17 protein-coding genes are annotated in these 20,662 nt (G+C 40.1%); 16 read left to right on the plus strand and 1 reads right to left on the minus strand.

What is annotated here, in order from left to right; genetic code table 11:
* Positions 1 to 226 precede the first annotated feature (226 nt).
* The 12 genes from OCV72_RS16195 (at position 227) to OCV72_RS16250 (ending at position 13,533) form a co-directional block, all read left to right on the plus strand.
* On the plus strand, positions 227 to 724 hold the full coding sequence (locus OCV72_RS16195) for an RNA polymerase sigma factor (RefSeq protein ID WP_055284897.1): 498 nt from the start codon (positions 227 to 229) through the stop codon (positions 722 to 724).
* The gene (locus tag OCV72_RS16200) at positions 724 to 1,563 is read left to right on the plus strand and encodes a zf-HC2 domain-containing protein (protein ID WP_055284898.1); all 840 of its coding nucleotides are present in this window, start codon (positions 724 to 726) and stop codon (positions 1,561 to 1,563) included. Before OCV72_RS16195 ends, OCV72_RS16200 begins: the two co-directional genes overlap by 1 nt.
* Before the next feature lie 121 nt (positions 1,564 to 1,684).
* Positions 1,685 to 2,341 (plus strand): helix-turn-helix domain-containing protein, encoded by a 657-nt coding sequence (locus OCV72_RS16205; protein WP_055284900.1) that lies wholly within the window; start codon positions 1,685 to 1,687, stop codon positions 2,339 to 2,341.
* Between the two features lie 96 nt (positions 2,342 to 2,437).
* Positions 2,438 to 3,139, plus strand: coding sequence for a DNA alkylation repair protein (locus OCV72_RS16210; protein WP_055284901.1), 702 nt, complete (start codon positions 2,438 to 2,440; stop codon positions 3,137 to 3,139).
* Entirely contained in the window at positions 3,136 to 4,647 is a 1,512-nt protein-coding gene (locus tag OCV72_RS16215) for an ATP-binding protein (RefSeq protein ID WP_055284903.1), read from the plus strand. Before OCV72_RS16210 ends, OCV72_RS16215 begins: the two co-directional genes overlap by 4 nt.
* 128 nt (positions 4,648 to 4,775) lie before the next feature.
* Complete coding sequence (locus OCV72_RS16220; protein ID WP_055284904.1) at positions 4,776 to 6,905, plus strand: CocE/NonD family hydrolase; 2,130 nt, start codon at positions 4,776 to 4,778, stop codon at positions 6,903 to 6,905.
* Positions 6,906 to 7,232: 327 nt separating this feature from the next.
* Positions 7,233 to 7,949: a LytR/AlgR family response regulator transcription factor gene (locus tag OCV72_RS16225; RefSeq protein WP_055284906.1), complete on the plus strand. Its 717-nt coding sequence runs from the start codon at positions 7,233 to 7,235 to the stop codon at positions 7,947 to 7,949.
* Positions 7,946 to 9,121 carry a sensor histidine kinase gene (locus OCV72_RS16230; RefSeq protein WP_006426523.1) on the plus strand — a complete coding sequence of 392 codons (1,176 nt, stop codon included), beginning with the start codon at positions 7,946 to 7,948 and terminating at the stop codon, positions 9,119 to 9,121. The genes OCV72_RS16225 and OCV72_RS16230 overlap by 4 nt, the downstream gene beginning before the upstream one ends.
* A 2-nt stretch (positions 9,122 to 9,123) precedes the next feature.
* Positions 9,124 to 11,802 carry an FtsX-like permease family protein gene (locus OCV72_RS16235; RefSeq protein ID WP_055284908.1) on the plus strand — a complete coding sequence of 893 codons (2,679 nt, stop codon included), beginning with the start codon at positions 9,124 to 9,126 and terminating at the stop codon, positions 11,800 to 11,802.
* Complete coding sequence (locus OCV72_RS16240; protein ID WP_022416330.1) at positions 11,802 to 12,596, plus strand: ABC transporter ATP-binding protein; 795 nt, start codon at positions 11,802 to 11,804, stop codon at positions 12,594 to 12,596. Before OCV72_RS16235 ends, OCV72_RS16240 begins: the two co-directional genes overlap by 1 nt.
* Before the next feature lie 342 nt (positions 12,597 to 12,938).
* Positions 12,939 to 13,277, plus strand: a complete 339-nt coding sequence (locus OCV72_RS16245) for a hypothetical protein (RefSeq protein ID WP_055284910.1) — start codon at positions 12,939 to 12,941, stop codon at positions 13,275 to 13,277.
* Positions 13,258 to 13,533 (plus strand): hypothetical protein, encoded by a 276-nt coding sequence (locus tag OCV72_RS16250; protein ID WP_055284912.1) that lies wholly within the window; start codon positions 13,258 to 13,260, stop codon positions 13,531 to 13,533. The genes OCV72_RS16245 and OCV72_RS16250 overlap by 20 nt, the downstream gene beginning before the upstream one ends.
* A 72-nt stretch (positions 13,534 to 13,605) precedes the next feature.
* Here the strand turns inward: OCV72_RS16250 and OCV72_RS16255 are convergent, their stop codons facing one another.
* A complete protein-coding gene (locus tag OCV72_RS16255) occupies positions 13,606 to 14,457 on the minus strand; it encodes a COG1361 family protein (protein WP_055284914.1) in 852 nt (283 codons plus the stop codon).
* Between the two features lie 388 nt (positions 14,458 to 14,845).
* Between OCV72_RS16255 and OCV72_RS16260 the strand changes: the two genes are divergently transcribed.
* From OCV72_RS16260 to OCV72_RS16275, 4 genes are all read left to right on the plus strand, one after another.
* On the plus strand, positions 14,846 to 15,703 hold the full coding sequence (locus OCV72_RS16260; protein WP_070099649.1) for an Rpn family recombination-promoting nuclease/putative transposase: 858 nt from the start codon (positions 14,846 to 14,848) through the stop codon (positions 15,701 to 15,703).
* A 288-nt stretch (positions 15,704 to 15,991) separates the two neighbouring features.
* Complete coding sequence (locus OCV72_RS16265; protein WP_055284916.1) at positions 15,992 to 17,140, plus strand: sensor histidine kinase; 1,149 nt, start codon at positions 15,992 to 15,994, stop codon at positions 17,138 to 17,140.
* A gap of 13 nt (positions 17,141 to 17,153) precedes the next feature.
* Entirely contained in the window at positions 17,154 to 19,784 is a 2,631-nt protein-coding gene (locus tag OCV72_RS16270; RefSeq protein WP_055284918.1) for an ABC transporter permease family protein, read from the plus strand.
* The gene (locus tag OCV72_RS16275) at positions 19,777 to 20,541 is read left to right on the plus strand and encodes an ABC transporter ATP-binding protein (RefSeq protein ID WP_055284920.1); all 765 of its coding nucleotides are present in this window, start codon (positions 19,777 to 19,779) and stop codon (positions 20,539 to 20,541) included. The genes OCV72_RS16270 and OCV72_RS16275 overlap by 8 nt, the downstream gene beginning before the upstream one ends.
* Positions 20,542 to 20,662 lie beyond the last annotated feature (121 nt).

A 20,662-nucleotide genomic window follows, 5' to 3' on the forward strand; every position in this document is an offset into this window, starting at 1 on the left:
TACTGGTTCTATCTTACTCTTTCTGAACATGAAAATACCCCCATATAGGACTTTTATATTTCATTGTCCTATATGAGGGTAGCATATCATCTTTGGGGCTCAGGGAGTTTTTTATATCAAAGGATGCAAGACATATTTTGCAGATTATTCTAAAATAAATGTAAAAGGCTGTAACAAAAATGGAATTCATGCGTCTAATAGATAACAGAAGGGAGGTGACAGGTACTTGAAGCTTGAGTTGGAAGAGATTTATAAAACCTATTTTCAGGATGTGTATTATTTCGTTCTCGCAATGAGTAAGGATCCGCACATTGCAGAAGAGATCACACAGGAGACATTTTTCAAAGCACTAAAAGGAGTAAAGCATTTTCAAGGAAAATGCAGCATCAAATCCTGGCTGTGTCAGATTGCCAGGAATGAATACATTTCTTATACCAGAAAAAAACACCGTACAGATCAGGAACTGACAGAACAGGCATACAGTGACGGAAAAACGGATGGACCCGAACAACGTATGCTTCGGAAGGACGAAGCCATGACGGTTTATCAGATCCTTCATTATCTGGACGAACCTTATAAAGAAGTATTTACACTAAAGGTACTTGGCGAATTAAATTATAAAGAGATTGCACAGATATTTGGAAAACAGGAGACATGGGCGAGAGTTACCTATCACAGGGCCCGGGTGAAGATACAGGACATTCTGGAAAGGAGGAGTACATAATGGCAAAGATTCCATGTGAGATCATAAGAGACCTGCTACCGTTATATAAGGATGATATATGCAGTGAAAAGAGCAGAAATGCAATAGAAGAACATATAAAAGAATGTGAATCGTGCAGAACATATCTGAAAAAAATGGAAGGTGAGATTCCGGTGGAAACAGATAAAATAGAAGGCACGGACGAGGAGTGGAAAGGGTTCCGGGAGTTTTCTGAAAAAGTATCAAGAAAATTAAACGGAAGAATCGTTATGGCGTGCGGAGTTGTTTTCCTGATCTGTATGATGCTGACCGTGGCTCTATATTCGGATGCCTTTCAGTCTTATCATTTGTCAAAAATCGCGGCAGAGGATATAAAGGCAGAAGAAGTGTACCGGTTAAAGGATGGCAGACTGTATGTACAATTGAAGAGCAGACGCAGGATCACAGGCCTGTCCTATCCTAAGACAGATATGGATATAACTACCGAAACAGCGGTGGGGAAAGATGCTGTTGGAGCTGCACGTGAGCCGAAGAATACTGGCACATATGAAGTATCTATGGATTCGAGCATCAATCCATTTGCAGGGCTGATGTATATTACATTCAAAGAAGTTGCATATGTCATTCCGTTTGAAGATGGACAGATTATCACAGATAACGGAACAAAGGCATCGGAATTTGACTATGTCGGAAGATCCGGTGAGAAAAAGATCCTGTGGCAGGAAAATGATGAAGTTAAAAAGGCTCCGGCGAGGGTCGAAAAATTTGTGAAGGAATCATTGGAGAAAGAAGAGGATGATCCAGCAGATGAAAATGCGGTGAAAGTATTATGGGTGAATCCGCAGATGCCGCTTCAGTGATATCTGATTCCATTTTCATAAGAATTAGTGAGAATTAGCGGCATTTAGAGGCGTTCAACCATAAGTGGAGTGCTTTTCTGGGAGAAATATGGCATAATAAAGCCGACAGGAGGTGACGCATATGGTTGAACCATTAGAACTTGGAAGGTTTATATCGACATGCAGGAAGGAAAAAAATCTGACGCAGAAGCAGCTGGGAGAAGAACTGGGCGTGACAGACAGAGCTGTGTCAAAATGGGAGAATGGAAAATCATTCCCGGACATCAGTCTGATCGAGCCACTGTGTCAGATACTGGATATCAGTGTCAGTGAATTCATGCTTGGAAAAAGGATTGAACCGGAACACTATCAGGAAGAGACAGAAAAAGCCTGGATTGCATCTCTGGATGAGCCGTTATTGTATAAAATTCAGATGATCATATATATATTAGGAATTGCAGCGGTTGCGGTATTGCAGGTTCCTCTTTTTTCACACGGACCTATGTGCGTGAATATTATATGCTGGGCTGTATGGGGTGCACTGTTCTTTGCTGCATATTACCTGGATAAGAAAATCCCGGAAAGGAAGCTGAGATATTCGAATCCCTGGATCGAAGGGGTGTTTTCAGCGATTTATTTCCTGTGTTATATGTTATGGTTCTTTTTGCGCAAAGATGAATGGGGAACATTGCCGATGTCGGAACAGACGTCGCTTTGGGCGATAATTGTTGTTGGATTGATTGTGGAGTTTTGTGTGAGAGTTTTTTCGGCAAGAAAAAATAGGAGAAGTGCTGTTTAATGCGTTTAAAACAATTGAAATTGTATCGCAACAGCGATATAATAAATAAAAGATCATATGCCTGACATGGGAAATATAAGAATCAAGGATGAAAATATGAATAAAACAACAATCATAACCAACGTACAAACCCATCTTTTTGAGCTGCAAGACTTAAAATACCGCGACTTCCATGCAAAACTAATGCCGACAGTCAACAAAGAAAAGATCATCGGTGTCCGGACGCCGGCACTTCGTGTATTTGCGAAGAAGTATGGAAAAACGGATGAAGCAAAAGAATATCTGCAGATACTGCCACATCAGTACTACGAAGAAAATAATTTGCATGGACTTTTGATCGAACAGATTAAAGACTATGACACATGTCTGGAAGAACTGGAACGTTTTCTTCCGTATATTGATAACTGGGCGACCTGCGATATGCTTGCGGTCAAGGTAGTGAAGAAACATCTGGATACATTTATAGATGAAGTATACCGATGGATGGAATCCGACCATGCATATACCATCCGGTTCGGTATCAGTATGCTGATGCGCTATTATCTGGAAGATGCATTTCAGATGGAGTACCCGGAGAAAGTGGCACAGATTCGTTCGGAAGAATATTATGTAAATATGATGCGTGCATGGTATTTTGCGACGGCGCTTGCAAAGCAGTATGATAAGATTCTCCCGTTTATCGAAAAGCAAAAATTAGATGTCTGGACGCATAATAAGACGATCCAAAAAGCTATCGAAAGTTACCGGATCACGCCAGAGCAGAAAGAATATCTAAGAGGGTTAAAGATTAAAAAATGAAATCTATATCCATTTATACGATCACAAGAAATCAGAATATCGAACAGCTGCAAAAACTGGAACGTCAGTTATCCGGAAGAGACTATTTTCTGAAAATGCGAGAATGGGAACTGGAAAGTATGAAAGCACTGACAGCCGAATTGGAAACCTGTATGGAGGATGTATATGCACTTCGTTTCTTTTATTCGTTTCAGATTCCGAGACTGGGAAAAGAATTTGATCTTCTTCAGATCAAAGAAGACCAGATTGTAAATATTGAGTTAAAAAGTGGTGTGGTATCGGATGAGGCCATTCGCAGACAGCTTTTGCAGAACCACTATTATCTGTCGGTGCTTGGAAGAACGATTCATTCGTATACTTATATCAGCAGCCAGAACCGTCTGGTAAGACTGACGAATCATGATCATATCGCAGAGGCAGACTGGGACGAATTATCCAGAGCTTTGAAAAGAGAAAGTCCGGATTATAACGGGAATATCGAAGAACTGTTCCGCGCAGAACTCTATCTGATCTCACCGCTCAGAGAGCCGGAACGCTTTTTACAGAAAGAATATTTTCTGACGGCACAGCAAAGAGATATCGAACGACAGATCCTGAAAGGAATCCGAGCAAAACATTCCGACTATTACTGGTTCAGCGGACTTCCGGGGACGGGAAAGACATTGCTTCTGTATGATCTTGCGATGAAGCTGTCGGTACGTCAGAGAGTCTGTATGATTCATTGCGGAGAAGCAGGAGAGGACTGGAGAATTTTACATAAACGTCTGCGCCGGATTGATTTTCTGTCGGATCGTCAGTTATCACTTCAGGCAGCAAAGCAGACGATGACAGAAAATGTGTGTGCGGAAGAAGCGTTTGATACATTCTTAAAGCCATACAGTGCTATTCTGGTGGATGAGGCACATCTGCTTTCTGTGGAGCAATTAAAGATATTAGAAGAATGTAAAAAGCAGATTCCGATAATCTTCTCCAGTGATACGGAAGACATGATCTCGCCTGAGGAACTGGATCGTGAAATATCGCAAAGACTTGCGAGCCTGCCGGATGTGCAGAGCTTTCATATGACGAACCGTATCCGTACAAATGCAGAACTTTCTTCCTTTATTCAGAACATGCTGGATCTGTCGCGGAGAAAAGGGCAGAAGGGCTATCCTAATATTGAAGTGGTGTATGCGAATGATGATACAGAAGCAGTATGTTTGATGCAAGGCTATGCGAGACGGGGATATCTCTATCAGAATTCGGCAATGCGGGATGTGAACCGCCTGGTAGCCGTACTGGATGAACAGTATTATTATGATGAGGACGGTTATCTCCGTGCGGGAAAGATTAGTGAAGCTTCTTATGAAATAACCCGTATAACAGCGAGTGAAGGCAGAAAATCAAATGTGAGACTTCTTTTTCATCAGCTGAATCAGGCAAAAGAAAAACTGGCGATTGTGATCAAAGACAATCCGTCAGTGTATGATACGATTTTGGATATATTACAGATGCGTAAAAACAGATAAAGAACTGTTTTTACGCATTTTTCTGTATCAGTCATTTCCAGATATTTTCAGAAAGAAAATTTGCCCGGTTCCGAAATGCGTGGTACAATATTACTTAGGTAAAATATTGAATCAGAGAGGTTTTTACAATGGAAGAAAAGAATTACAGTAAAGTACCGGTATTCGAAAATGGACTTGCACAGCCTGTTTTCAAATTCACAGACGGAAAGACAGGAGAAAAATATGATCCTGCGACATCAAGTATCGTAAGATACTGTGTATATGTGGAATCTGACTATGACATGGATGGAGACGGAAAGAGAGATCTCGTTAAAGCATTCATCCAGGTTCCAAGAAGTGCCGTAGAAGGCAATTATAAGGCGGCAACGTTATATGAGGCACGTCCGTATTGTGCAGGTGTACAGGCAGACGGATACGATCATATGAAAGAAGTGGAAAGCAAAGAATACCGCAAAATTGATTTTGCAGATCTTGACAAAGAAGTGCCTGCACGTATCCCGGAAGGAATGATCAGTGCCATGGATCTTGCATTAAAGGCAGATCCGGCAGACTGGTATTATCCGGATAAAGGAAACAATAACAGCATGGTATATGAAAATCTAGATAACTTCAATTATTATCTGGTGCGCGGCTTTGCAGTGGTTGTAAGTGCCGGATTCGGAGCGCTTGGCTCAGATGGATTCAACTATGTCGGTTCAGAGTATGAAAGAGATGCATTCAAATCTGTTGTAGAATGGCTGCATGGCGACAGAGTGGCTTACGCAGACCGTGAAGGAAAGATCGAGACGAAGGCAGACTGGGCGAATGGGAATGTTGCCATGACCGGAAGATCTTATGCCGGAACCATGCCGTTTGCAGTTGCAACCACAGGCGTAGAAGGCCTGAAAACAATTGTTCCGGTTGCAGGTATCGCAGACTGGTATACACAGCAGAATATGCAAGGTGCACAGCGTTACTGGCCAAAAGAGATGCTGAACAGTTTTCTGGCATATTTTTGTTCCAGCCGTTATAATGATGAGACATTGTCAGAAAAGCAGTTGGATGATATTGCAGCATTCCATCATGAATTGAGTCTCCAACAGTTAAAATGTGGATTCGATTATGATCCGGAATTTTGGGGATCCGGAAATTATCGTCTGCATGCAGACCAGATCAAGTGCAGTGCGCTGATCGTACATGGATTCAATGATGAAAATGTATCTACAAAACAGTTTGAAATGATGCATACCGCATTCGAACAGGCAGGGCAGACAGTGAAACTGATCCTTCATCAGGGTCCACATATCACACCGACCATGGCGAATAAGAATTACGGAATCCTGATCGATGGAAAATTCTATGATGATATCGTAAATGAATGGATATCCCATTATCTGTACGGAGTAGAAAATGGTGCCGAAAAGATGCCGGAAGTACTTGCGCAGACGAACTATGACCAGAAAAAATGGGAAACAGAAAGTGCATGGGAAACAGAGTATACCATGAAGCTTACTTCAAAAGAAGAGAGTAAGACAGTGATTGATACAGACTGGGAAAAAGCTGGTGTCAGTGCAGAAAACTTCGATGATGTGATGGCACTGAAGTCTACAAATATGGCTCAGCGCTATGTGACAGATCCATTTGAAAAAGCCGTGACTGTACAGGGAACGGTATGCCTGAACTTAAAGGCAGCATTAAAAGACGGAAATATCGAAACAGATTTCGATCCGGAAAACAGAAACGATGTGGATACACTGACCATGCAGCTTGGCAATTCCAAAGTATCCGGTAAAATGGATGATGTAGAGATTGCAGTGCTTCTCTGTGATGTATGTGACGAAGAATTCGACAGTATCCAGACTGTAGATCCGGAAAGAAATATCGTTCCGGTAACGACAGTAAAAGAAGGCGGAATCATGAATGGCGGAGATCTTCCGGCATTTGATGAGGCAGAATTTAATACCGTACATAAAAAATACCGTGTGATCACACGTGCATTTGCAGATCTGTGTAATCCGGAAGCAGGTTATGCGCCGGAGACAGCACAGAACAGTATCGAGCTTAAAAAAGGCGAATATCACGATTACAGCGTATATCTCAATGCGACAAGATATACCGTAGAGCCGGGACACAGACTTGCAGTAGTTGTTGCAACAGAAGATCCGGTGAACTGCCTGATCCATAAGACATATTCGGTAGAGATTGATGACAACTCTGTGATGGTGGAAGTTCCTGTGACAAAAGCGAGTGAGGACATGGGACTGAATAAAGCGGAATAGATAGAATATCTATCGGAAATGAGAAAAGTACGAGCTGCTGGTTGAAAATATTAGAAGTAAATGATTGAAAAAATAAGAACTGCTGTTTTAGGAGTAAAGTCTTAAAATAGCAGTTTTTTTGTGTTGCCATGTGTTCGTAGGGAGCTGCTTGGCTGCCAAAACATCTGTAAGGAGCTTTGCCAGTGGTAAGTTTTCTGTATCAGCAGACGTTTTTTCAAGAATTCATGGCCACAAATCCCGGAATTCATGGCCAGTTATAACAATATTTGTAACTATCGTGGTACAATGAATGCAATAATTATGTGAATAAATACGGAGAAAATATAAATGTTTCAGATAGCAATGATAGAAGATGAAGTACATACAAGACAGGAAGTGGAAAGACTTATTAGCCGGGAATTAGAGAAACTTAAGGCGCAGGATGTAACCACCGAAATATATAAAACAGCCGAAGAATTTCTGAAAGTTAAGAAGCACTACGATGTAGTTATTTCAGATATTGATCTTCCGGGGAAAAGCGGGATCGGTCTGGGAAGAATTTTAAAGGCAGAACAAAAAGATATCTGTCTGGTATTTCTGACATCCTATGCTGAATTTGCAGTAGACAGTTATGTCTTGGAGGCATATCAGTATATTTTGAAAAGAGATATGAAGGAACGTTTGCCGGCAGTATTACAGAAAATTTATCAGGAAAAGCAAAAAGAGAGCCAGAATTTCTTCTGGATCGGTGGGGTGACGGACCAGAGAAAATTATATCATAAAGACATTATCTGTATCCGCAAGGTCAAAGGGCAGAAGTATGTTGAATTTGTAATGGTAAATGGCGCATACAAAGAACGTCTGGCACTGCATCAGATTTTTGAAGATTTGAAAAGCCCGGCTTTTATATTTGCCGGAAGAAGTTATATTATCAATATCGATCATGTGGATCGGATCACGACGGCTGCCATCTATCTGGAAGACGGGATTAAGATTCAGGCAGGGGCAGAGACTATTCAGGATGTGAAGACACGGATCATGGAATATTGGAGAAATGTAGAATGAAAGAATGGACGAGAAAGCGAAAAGCAGATGTTTGTATGGGGATTCTGCTGCAAATATATTTCTTCTTTCCATGGATCCGTATAGACGGAGGGTATCACACGATTCACGTGTATCTGATCGAGATATTCCGGAAAGAAAGCTGCATCAAGGCATATAATTATATTTTCTTATCTGGGCATCCAATCTTATGGAAATATTCCGGTTTTGCGGCAGTGACATTTACCATGATCATAGCATTTATGATTGTGATGCAGATGATCGAACTATGGCAATTGTACAGACATATGAAAGGGATCAAAACGTTTGATATACACAGGTATGTCTGGGTTCTTGCCATCGTTCTTTTTTTCTTATATCTTGATGCTTCATACATCTATCTGGATGACAGTGCGCTGTTCAAGCTTAGAATCTATATGTATATGGTGATATTCATAGGTATTATTGGAATCTGGATGTTTCTGGATATCGAGGCGGCTGCATGGGATACGGAGACAGCAAAGCATAAGACAGAACTGAAAGAGCGGGACGAACAGTTGCTGCAGGTAAAAGTGAAAGCGCTGGAAGAAAAATATCAGGAAATGTTAAAGAGCCGGAAGGTTGTACATGATATGAAAAATCACCTGCTTGCATTGAAAAAATACGATCAGGAGAGAGACTGGGAAGGACTGCACCAGTATCTGAATGAATTAAGTGATGATATGCTGGATGACAGCTATCAGATCTGGACGGGTAACCGCATGCTGGATATGATCCTCAATCAAAAGACGAAAGATGCAAAAGAGAAAGAGACGGATATGCAGATTGAGACAGAAGTATTTGCAACCCTTCCGTTTTCAGACAGGGAGATTATTTCACTTTTTGGAAACGTTCTAGATAATGCGCTGGAAGCTTGTGAACGGATCCAAGATAAAAAGCGCTGGATAAAAATTAAGATAAAAAAGAAGAATCATTTATTATATATTGAGACCTCAAATGCAATTAAAGAAATGCCGGTGCAGAATCAGAAAGAATTTGTATCAGTAAAAGAAGATGAGATACTTCATGGATATGGAATGAAGAACATACAGGATATTGTCAGAAAATATGACGGCATATTCCGATATAAAATTTACGGGGAGTATCTGGTCTGTATCATCTCGATATATGATATAAGAGGGGCGGAAGAGGAATGAGAATGGAAGAGAAAAAGAGACGGATGAATATTATTCTGGGGATCATACTTCAGATATATTTTCTGTTTCCGTGGATGAATATAACGGGAGAACGGAAGAATTTTATTATGTATGTAATTGCTGTGTTGAGAAATCACAGTTGTGCAGATACATATAACACGACGTTTTTAGACGGAGCAGCAGATGCATTACCACTGGATATTCATACACTGGCAAAAACATTCACGGTATGTGTTATGCTGTATGTCGTTCTTGAAGTAATCGAAACAATACGGCTTATCTGTAACATCAAGGGATGGGAAATAAAATTTTTATCTATCATAGAACTTATCGGATTATTTGCAATGCTGTCGGTAGTGGCCGAGATTGGACTTAACAGTTCATGGAGCAGTGCGGGTACGATACAGGTGTTCCCGATGTATCTACTTGGGTATCTGGCAGTATTTCCGATATGGACGGGGATACGGTTACTGATGCATAAATCCATGGAAGAATGGGAAGAATCCGGTGAACAGATCCTGAAAACTCAGGAAAATGATAAGCATTATAAACAGGAACGGAAAAGAAGATTATATTTTCCAGGGAAATATTCGAAGCTTTATTACCATGTGCTGTGGGAGAATTTTAAATATCACTGGAGAGATTTTTCTTTTTTATTTGTATCGGTTCTGTTATCGGCAGCATTTCTGTTCATTGGATTTGGAATGAGAGAGGCATTTTCCGGAAGCTATGGATATGATAATGAATTACTAGGGCTTGGGCTGACTGAGATTATGAAGGACTGCCTGATCGTGATCGTACTGATATCATTGTTTTTGATTACGGTTGTCATGGTATTCTACCGGAAAAAACGGATGGCGGATGATGGGATTTTCCGGACACTTGGCATGCGGAGCAATGCCGTGTTCTGGTCCTGGATCGGAGAATTACTTGCCGGATTTGCGGTGGCACTGGTGACGGCATTTGTGATTGGAAGAGCCATTTTGTTTGGCATATATGACGCTGTTATACAGCATTTTCCTAAAATCGATATGAAATCAGAGGTATCGTGGAAGGTGTATCTGATCACGGCAATCGTGATAGCTGTTATCTGTTTGTTTGCTTTTGGTATCTCTGGGGATATCCATGCAGGAGAACGTTCCGCCGATGCCAGAAATGCAGCGGTGAAAAGTGAGAAGATTCCGGGAATATACAGAAAAGCAGGGGCGTTGATCAGCGGGCTGCTGGGAGTAATCGTCCTGTATCTGTATACACAGAGAAGATTTTCAGAGAGTATCTTTCTTTTGTGTGGGTTCTTCCTGTGTTTGTATGTTTTTCTGTATAATATAGGTGCCATGATCCTGCGTAAAAAAGAAACGTCTATGGATCAATACCTGCGAACCCTTCCGGAAGAACATATGATACGACACAGATACCAGACAACTGTAAAGTATCTGACACTTATGATCGTGATACATGTATGTGTGATGTCCTTTTTCTCGGTAAAAGTTGTATCTAACAGAATCGCAGATAAGACGGATACGCTGTACCCATACGACTATGTATGGCTTGCGAATAGTAATGATACAGGGATTATCGAAAAGCTTAAGCAAGAATGCAAAGCAGAAGTGACCAGTATTCCGATGGTCCGGGCAACAACGATTGATAATACAGAACGTCTGGAAGGACCATTTGATCTTGTCTGGCAGCAAGGCCAGAATATCGGTATATCAAAGAGCAGTTATCGAAAGTTAAAGAAGGCAGTCGGAGAAAAACCGAAAAAGCATCTGAATCTTGACAAGAACGGAAAGAAAATTTATGTCGTGTATCAGCAAGATCAGGGAACAAAGGCGAAACCAATTGATCACTATCAGTTGATGATACATCCGAATCTGCATATCGGACAGCCATTGTTTGGCTTTGATACAATGGAGCACCAGACTTATTATCCGGTACGGACGATTACAGGCTCCGAGACTTCGAGTCTGATCGGCGCATTCAAACAGGGAAAATACGAGAATCTTATTGTATTCGCTGATGCATATTTTGACAAAATAAAAGACTATTGGAAAACGACAGACATGAATACGGGAGAAAAAATAAAAACGTCGGATGCGGTATTGGAAGAAAATATCCATGAATGGCCGACGAAACTTGTCCTTGCAAATGTACCGGAAAAATACCAGAAAAAAGCAGATCAGTTGACAATAGATTTTGCAAAGCAACATGCATATGATGAGTCATTTGATTCGCTTGTAAAAAGTACATATACGAAGACAGAAGCAGCGAAAAAGCGGCAGATGGAGCGAATCCTTGAATATGTGATGAATGGATTTGTGCTTATTATTTTATCTGTGATCAGTATGCTCCTACTTCATATGAAGGTTCAGATGGAACTGCCGGATATGCGGAAACGGTATCAGTTCATGAACCGTCTGGGAATGAATCGCAGGGAACGGATCTGCATCGAGAAAAAGGAAATCAGCCGGTTTGTGACGATCCCATCTGTTATTGTCGTTATAGTTACGGTACTGTATTCTGGAATTGTATTTGGACTCAGGGATTATCATCTGAATGATGTGAAGAATTATGTGATAAATGCAGGTGTACTCTGGATTATATATTTCATATTACAGTGGCTGAATCTGAAGTGGCTGGAAGATACGATTGTGAAAAAGATTGAAAAGGGAGCAGATTTGTAATGAATGAAAAATTAGAAAAGAATGAAAATAAAAAAACGGCAGACGTATTAAGAGCAGAGAATCTGGTCCGTGATTATGTGCAGTATGGAGAAGATGGTGAAAAGAAGAAAGAGATCCACGTCCTGAAGGGATTAAATTTTTCTATCCAGAGACAGGAGTTTGTCGGAATTATGGGAAGATCCGGATGTGGAAAGACGACACTTTTGAAACTATTGGGTATGATAGACCGTCAGACCGGAGGAAAGCTGTTCTTTGAAGAACATGATACGGAAGATTTGTGGAAGGATGAATTTGCGGACATACGACGGAGAAAGATCGGATTCGTGTTCCAGGACTTCTATTTGATGGACAGTCTGTCCGTCAGGGAAAATATCATGCTTCCGAAGATCCTGGATAAGAAGAGTGCGAAAGAGTGTATGGAAGAATCGCAGAAATATGCAGAACAGTTCGGAATTACACATCTGATGAACAAGAAGCCGTATGAATTATCCGGAGGCGAAAAGCAGCGAGTGGCGATATCCAGAGCATTGATCAACAATCCGGATCTGATACTTGCGGATGAGCCGACCGGAAACCTCGACTCTAAGTCCGGTGATGTGGTAATCCATACACTGAGTCATATCAATCGGGAACTTGGCAAGACAATTGTTATGGTAACACATGATCCGAAGATGGCAAGTTATTGCAGCAGGCTGATTCTTCTGAAAGATGGAATGATTCTGGAAGATATGAGAAATGGCGGGGATCAGGAAGCGTTTTATCAGGAGATTCTTGGGAAGATGAAGGAGTTGTAGAAAGTTCACAAAAAATCAGTATTTCTAGAAATTGCATTGAAAATAAAAATCAGGCATGTTATTCTAGCGGCACGCAGATAAATTCTAGCATCTGCAACGTATCTATATTTATCAATTCATTTACTTCAAGCCCAGATATTCGGGCATTAATCAAAAATGAAAACCACAGAAAACAGATAAATACATGCCTGATAAAGAAAGTTGTTCATATATACTGGTATATATATAAAATGTATGCTATGATATTCATAAAAATAAGCAGTTTTTCTTTTAAAGGAGTTATATTTGTATAAGAAAGGAGAGCTGTTTATGAACAAATGAAAATCATTAAAAGAATTAAACTTGCTGGACAAATTTCTATTCGATGAAGCAATGGATGACCCTGAAAATGTAAAGACGATGTTAGACATCATATTAAATAAAAAGACGAATCTGAAGCATCCACCGCAGACAGAGAAGGAACAGAGAACGTCTACGGATAATCTGCAGATCCGGTTAGATGTCTATGCTATGGATGAAGATGATGTGATATACGAAGTGGAGGCGCAGAAAGAAAATACGCATAATCTTCCGAAAAGAAGTCGTTTGTATCAGGGAATCATCGACAGTAAACTGCTGCCGCCAGGTGGTATCCCAAGAACTGATAGAACTTTTGAAATATATGGAACACAGTACAGATGAAGTGTCAGAACAGTGCAAAAGTGAACGGATTCAAAAGATGCGTAGACGAGTTTGTCGGATTAAAGCAAGTGAAAAAACAGAGGTGAAGTATATGCAGGCATGGGAAGAAATATTGCTGGAAAGACAAAAAGAAAAAAGAGAATTGCTCAGAAAAATGAATCATAAGATGTCCATTGAGAAAATTGCAGATGTATTGGATATGGATGTTTCAGAGGTGAAACATATCATTGAGGAACAATATGATACAGAAGATTAAATCGGAAAATAATCGCAACGGGAGAGACCATCTGACATTATTCAGATGGCCTCTCCTGCCATTTTTTAATGCTTATACTGTTCCGGTAATTGTCAGAGTGCTAAATCCCGGATTAGAACTCCATTCACCGGTAGTCTCGTTGACGGTAAATGTTGCTGCAGGAACAGTAACTTTTCCGGAACCGGTAGCAAAAGTACCGGTAGTTTTATCATAAGTGTAGTCTTCACCTTCTGTCCATGTGCTTCCGTTAAAGGTGACAGTCAGATTAGAAAGTATTGGATTAAACGTATCGGTAACGATTACGGCCGTGGCTTCATTTGCAGGAACGTTTCCTTCATTCTGAATCAGGAACGTGTAGGTCAGGCTTCCGTTTTCAGTAACAGGTACCGGACTGATAGATTTTGTGATACCTAAGAGCGGCAAGGCTTCTGCATTTACCGTTTCCTTAGCGGTGATAGAAGTAATGCCGTCTCCACTTGCAGTAACCGTGTTGGTAATGAATGATTCATTGGTGAGAGGAGCGTATTGATTTACAGCTGTTTCATAGACCAGTGTCAGATTACCATTTGCAGGAACAGTTAATCCAGAGAAGACAAGCGGAGGACCTGCGGTTACAGCAGGTGCAGCCTGTAACGTTCCGTTTGTATAGTATTTTACCGTGTTATCCAGATACGTTAACGGTGTCAGTGAAGTAGTAGAAAATGCATACGCACCAAGGTCATCTGTGAGTGTAAGTCCTGTAATAGGAGTGGTACCGGAGTTAACAATACTTATAATATAGGTGACGGTACCTCCTGGATGATAGGTATTTTTTACTGCAGTTTTCGAGATTGACAATACTTCGAGAATCTCACCGACGGCAATATTTGAATTAGTAACAGAATTTCCGTAACGGAGTTGTGCCTGGTTCGTAAATTGAGCCATATTTTTAACCTTCCTTTCATATATGTGTCTACAATATAATATATGTCTGTGGAGTAAAATTGCCCGGGGATAATTTGTAGAAGATTTACAAAAATTGAGCATTTCTAAAATATATATTGAAAGCATGAATAGAGCATGTTATCCTATCAACACGCAGATGAATTCTAATATCTGCAACGCATCTATATTTACCAATTCATTTATTTCAAGCCCAAACAATCGGGTAAGAATCCAAGATGAAAATCATAAAAAACAGATAAATACATGTCTGATAAAAGAAGATAACGGTATATACTGGTATATATATAAATTCTGTGTTATCATATGCATAAAGCTAAACAGTTCTTCTTTGCAGGTATTATATCTGTACAAGAGAGGAGAACTGCTTATGAACCAAAGAAAATCATTAAAAGAATTAAACTTGCTGGATAAATTTCTGTTCGATGAAGCGATGGATGATCCGGAAAATGTAAAGACGATGTTGGATATCATACTGAGTCAGAATACGAATCTAAAACATCCGCCACAGACCGAAAAAGAGCAGAGAACGTCTATAGATAATCGGCAGATCCGGCTGGATGTCTATGCGATAGATGAAGATGATGTGATATATGAAGTAGAGGCACAAAAAGAGAATACACATAATCTTCCGAAAAGAAGTCGACTCTATCAGGGAATCATCGACAGTAAGCTGCTGCCACCAGGAGTTGCTGACTTTAACTTACTGAACGAAGTACTGATTGTGCTGATCACACCATTTGATTTATTTGGATATGGTTTATATCGTTACACGTTTCAGATGAGATGTGAGGAAGTCCCCGAACTAAAGCTGGATGATGGAGCAACGAGGATATTTCTGAATACCAGGGGCAAACATCCCGAGCTGGTGTCACCAGAATTGATAGAATTGTTGAAGTATATGGAACGTAGTACGGATGAAGTGTCAGGGGAGTGTAAAAGTAAGCGGATTCAAGAGATGCATAGACGAGTTTGTCAGATCAAAGCAAGTGAAAAGACAGAGGTGAAGTATATGCAGACATGGGAAGAACAGATAATGATAAGGCAGGAGGGAATTACTGAGGGAAGAATAGAAGGCGAGAAAATTGGACGATTAAGAGGAAAAAGAGAACTCTTAGAAAAATTGTCTGATAAATTTTCGATTGAGCAAATTTCAGAAATGTTAGAGATCGATATTTCAGAATTAAAGAATATTATGAAAGAGATACAGAACGAAAAGTATCTGTAAGAAATTGTTAGTGGCAGGTTCTGTGGGTAGCAGCTTTATACTAATGCATGGTCATATTATAAGAACGGTCAGATATGTTTATCAAGACATGTCTGACCGTTCTTCGTATAGCAGAGGATGAAAGAAAACATGCGGTTTTTCTGTGTGTAATTACCACGGTAGATCCATATTTTTAAAATTTCATGGTCAGAAAACCCGCTATTCATGGCCATTATAAGGCGGAAGAAGAAAAGGCATGGTACAATAACTATAAAGATTTCATGTGAAAATAAGATGGAGACCGATAAAATGAATGGATGGACAAAAAAGAGAAAAGTAGATACTTTTATGGGGATTTTATTGCAAGTGTACTGTTTCTTCCCGTGGATGCGCATAAATAGAAAATGGAATACGATTCACATGTATGTAATTAAGACCTTTCAGGAAAATGATTACATCAAAATGTATAATCATACATTTTTAAAACAGCATATGTGGAAATGGAAACATTCACAGGTAGTTGCGTTTATATTTTTACTGATGTTAATATTCCTGATTTTGCTTCAGAGTATAGAATTGTATGAATTATACCAGTGCATAAAAAACGGGAATCAATCAACAAATTATCATGTATTTGTTTGGATTACTTATCTTGCAGCATTTTACATCTTTATGGCTATAGCATCTACCGGATTTGTAGAATTTTATTCTATGCCGATGTTTTGTTATATGATGCTGTTTCTGGCTGTCATAGGAATCTGGATATTTCTTGATATTCAGGCAGAAGCATGGGACGTTGAGACAGAACAGCACAGAGCTGAACTGGAAGAGCAGGATAAGAAGATGCTCCAGATGAAAGTAAAGGCGATGGAAGAACAATATAGGGAAATGTTAAAGAGCCGGAAGATTGTTCATGATATGAAGAATCATTTGCTTGCATTAAAGAAATATACGCAGGAACAGGACTGGAAGGGATTGGAAGAATATCTGAACGAACTCAGCCGGGACATGTTGGATTACAATTATCAGATCTGGACAGGAAACCATATGCTGGATATGATTCTTAACCAGAAAGAGAAGGAGGCAGAGAAGCAAAAGACGCAGATGCAGATCAGCACGGAAGTATTCACAACGCTTCCGTTTTCTGACAGAGAGATCATTTCACTTTTTGGAAATCTTTTGGACAATGCGTTGGAAGCGTGTGAGCAGATCAAAGAAGGAGAACGCTGGATACATATAAAAATGAAAAAGAAGAATCAGCTCTTATACATCGAGATTGTAAATGCGGCTAAAAATACGGGAATACAGACAGATGAAAATTTTGTATCAAAAAAGGATGGAATGTTACATGGTTATGGAATGAAAAATATCCGGGATATTGTAGAACAATACAATGGAATGTTTCAGTGTAAAAGCCAGGAGGATCGGTTTGAGGTTGTGATTACTATTTACGGATAGGAGGCAGGTGAATATGAAAGAAACAAAGAAAAGAAGATATATTGTATCGACAATTATGTACGGTATGATTTTGATTTTTATTCAGCTTCCGTGGGTGGTTTTGAAAGGGAAGAATTACAGTATATATGCAGCATATTTCCGAATCAAAGCAAAAGGAATAAAAGCACTTTCGGAGATGGCAGCGTCTGTCTGGGATGGGAATATTACGATAATCCGGATACAGTTAATACTGCTTATTGTATTTCAGATCGTGATTGTATTACATATAGTGACGCAGTGGCTGCATAAGGAATATTATCTGAATATCGCTGCGTTAGTTGTTCTAGGTTTATATATTGTGGTGAATGAATCCGGATTTGGAATGCTTGCGGATAATTCAACAAAAACGATTCTGATTCCTGCAGTCATCATGATATTTGTTATGGCAGAAGTGCTGATCAGTAAAATGCTTGATGTATGGAAAGATGCCAAGGAATCAGCAGAAATATTTGCGGAAAAGGAACGGGAAGAAAAAGAAGAAGAGCGCAGGAGATTATATTTTCCGGGAAATTATACCAAACTTTTTTATCAGATGGTCTGGCATAATTTTAAATATGACTGGAAAGATTACGGCCTCCTGCTGTTCTGTGGTGTAATCGTTTCTGCATTCTCCTTTGCAGGACTTGGAATATATCAGATGATGGCGAAGGCTCACCGGGCAGAGAATTTCCTGCTGGGTGAAGGACTTGGAAGGATATTGCTGAATGCAATGCTTCCGATGGCGGTATGTGCCATCTTTTTGATGGTGTTTGTTCTCGTATTTCACATGAAAAAATGGACGCAGAATTACAGTGTATTCGTGACGCTGGGAATTCGAAAAAAAGCGTTGTATACGATTATTGGGATAGAGATCGTAGTCGCTTTTTTGTGTTCGCTGATTGCCGGCGGTCTATTGGGAAATATGATTATGTTTCTGTTCCGGAAAGTGATTTTCTCAATGCTGGCAAAAGGAATTGTTCTGTCAAAGGTGACGTGGCTTACTTATGTGAAAGGTACGTTGGTGGTGTTGGCAGTGTATATAATTGCATTGATGGCGACCAGGGATATCGTATCGGATTTCAATCTGGTCAGGGCATCGATCAGAAACGTTGCAAAAGAACCTATGCCGCAGAGGAGGACAAAGTTATTCATAACAGCCGGAATCATAATCTGTATGATCGCTATATTCGAATACCGGCAGTTGAGAAATCATGAAAGTATGTATCTGCTCTTTGCATTCTTTGCAGGTATATTTTTACTGATTCGTTTTGTAGGAGCTGGATATTTGAGACGTGCAAAAAAGACACCGGCATATCTGCCACAGATGCTGAATCGGAATCATTTGTATTATAAATCAAAGACAACTGCAAGGTATGTGCTGGCACTTACAATATTGAACGTATGCGCAGTGTTTTACTTTCTGTTTCAGGTAGTTTCGGTAACGATTGCAGAGAAGCCGGAAAGTCTGTATCCGTATGATTTTGTCTGTATTGCAGATGATGGAGATGATGCGATTTTTGATAGGATAAAGAACGGTTATCAGGCAAAAATCATAGAATATCCGATGGTGCGTGTGGCAAATGCAGATAAGACAGAACAAAACGAAGGCGTGCAACAAGGAAAAAGACCACAGGGACAACAGATCGGGATTTCTGAATCGACATACAAACAATTGAAAAAATATGTAGATTCATCGTATAAGGAAGAAGCAATGCATCTTGATCGAAATGGAAAGAAGGTATATCTGGTGCACCAACAGGATCGCTCCGTGAAGGCACAGCCGGTGGATTGGACATTTGGAAAGAAGAAACCATTTTTGCATATCGGTCTTCCGTGTGAATATTATACCTTATATTCGCCGAGCAAAGCATATCCGAAAAGAACAATAGAAGGGGAAGAAATTGGAAGTCTGATTGGATGTTTCCGTCAGGGAAAACTGGAAAATATCGTTGTATTCTCGGATGCATATTTCAAGAAAGCACAGGGAATGTGGAAATACACGAACATATTAACCGGAGACAAGATAGAAGAAAAGGCCTTGCGAATAGATGGTGTCACAATTAAGCAGGGTCCGACGAAGCTTGTACTGATCCAGGCAGACCCAAAATACCAGAAAGCAATTGAAAAGAAAATGAAAAAGCTGGAAAAGAATCATACATATGAAGCGCAGTATGATTTTGAAGTACATTGCTGGTATTCAAAAAAGACGGCAGTCAATGATCTGAAGACAGAATATACGATGAAACTGATCATAAATACATTCGTATTGCTTACAATGACCATCTCCGGCCTTTTCCTGATGTATATTAAATCGTTATCAGAAATGAGTGATAAGAAAGTAAGGGCTGACTTTTTGAAATGTATGGGAATGCGAAAGAAAGAACGAGTATCACTCCTGAAAAGAGAACTGTATTACTTTTACTGGCTGCCGGAGCTGATAACGATAGTCGTGACCAGTATCTTTACAGCAGCAACGTTTCATGCTCGGATGTATACGCATGCCGTCAGAATTGCATGGCTGAAACATGCTGTCTGGATATGGCTTATATATCTGGCAGTACAGTGGGGATTTGCATGGATATTAGGAAGATTTATCATTCGAAAGGTGGAAGGAAAAGATGAATAAACGGGAAGTTATGAAAGTGGAGAAACTTGTCCGGAATTATAAAATGGTTTATTCTGACAGACAGGATGAAGAAGAAATTAAAGTTTTAAAAGGGCTGGATTTTACCATTGAAGAACAGGAATTTGTCGGGATCATGGGAAAATCAGGCTGCGGTAAGACAACACTTTTAAAAGTGCTTGGCTTGATCGACAAACCGACTTCCGGGAAGATTTTCTTTACGGGAAAGGATGCGTCAGAATTATGGAGTGATGAACTGGCGGATATACGAAGAAGAGAGATTGGATTTGTGTTTCAGGATTTTTATCTGTTAAATAGTCTGTCTGTAAAGGAGAACATCATGCTGCCGATGGTGTTGGACAAGGCACCGGTTGATAAGTGTTATAAGAATGTAGAAGCATATGCCGAAAACTTTGGTTTATCACACCTTCTCGAGAAGCAGCCATATGAAGTATCCGGCGGAGAAAAACAGAGAGTTGCGATTTGCCGTGCGCTGATTAATAATCCAGATCTGATCCTCGCGGACGAACCGACCGGAAATCTTGATTCCAAGTCCGGAAAGATTGTGATTGATGCATTGAAGGACATTAATGAACATATGGGAAAGACGATTATTATGGTCACACATGATCCGCAGATGGCAAGCTATTGTAGCCGGCTGATCCTGTTGAAAGATGGTGTGATACTGGAAGATCTGAAGAACAGTGGGGATCAGGAGGCATTTTATCAGGAGATTCTTGAGAAAATGAAAGAGTTGTAAAAGATTCACAAAAAGAGCTCTCTGTGGAATGGTATGCTCCCCGTCAAGAGGACAATAAAAAATAATAAATTTTTGTATCGTCAGCCATGCTATGGCTGGCGATATTTTATGCTGCTTTTGT

The sequence above is a fragment of the Dorea amylophila genome (genome assembly GCF_025567265.1).
In the GTDB taxonomy this organism is placed as follows: domain Bacteria; phylum Bacillota; class Clostridia; order Lachnospirales; family Lachnospiraceae; genus Dorea_A; species Dorea_A amylophila.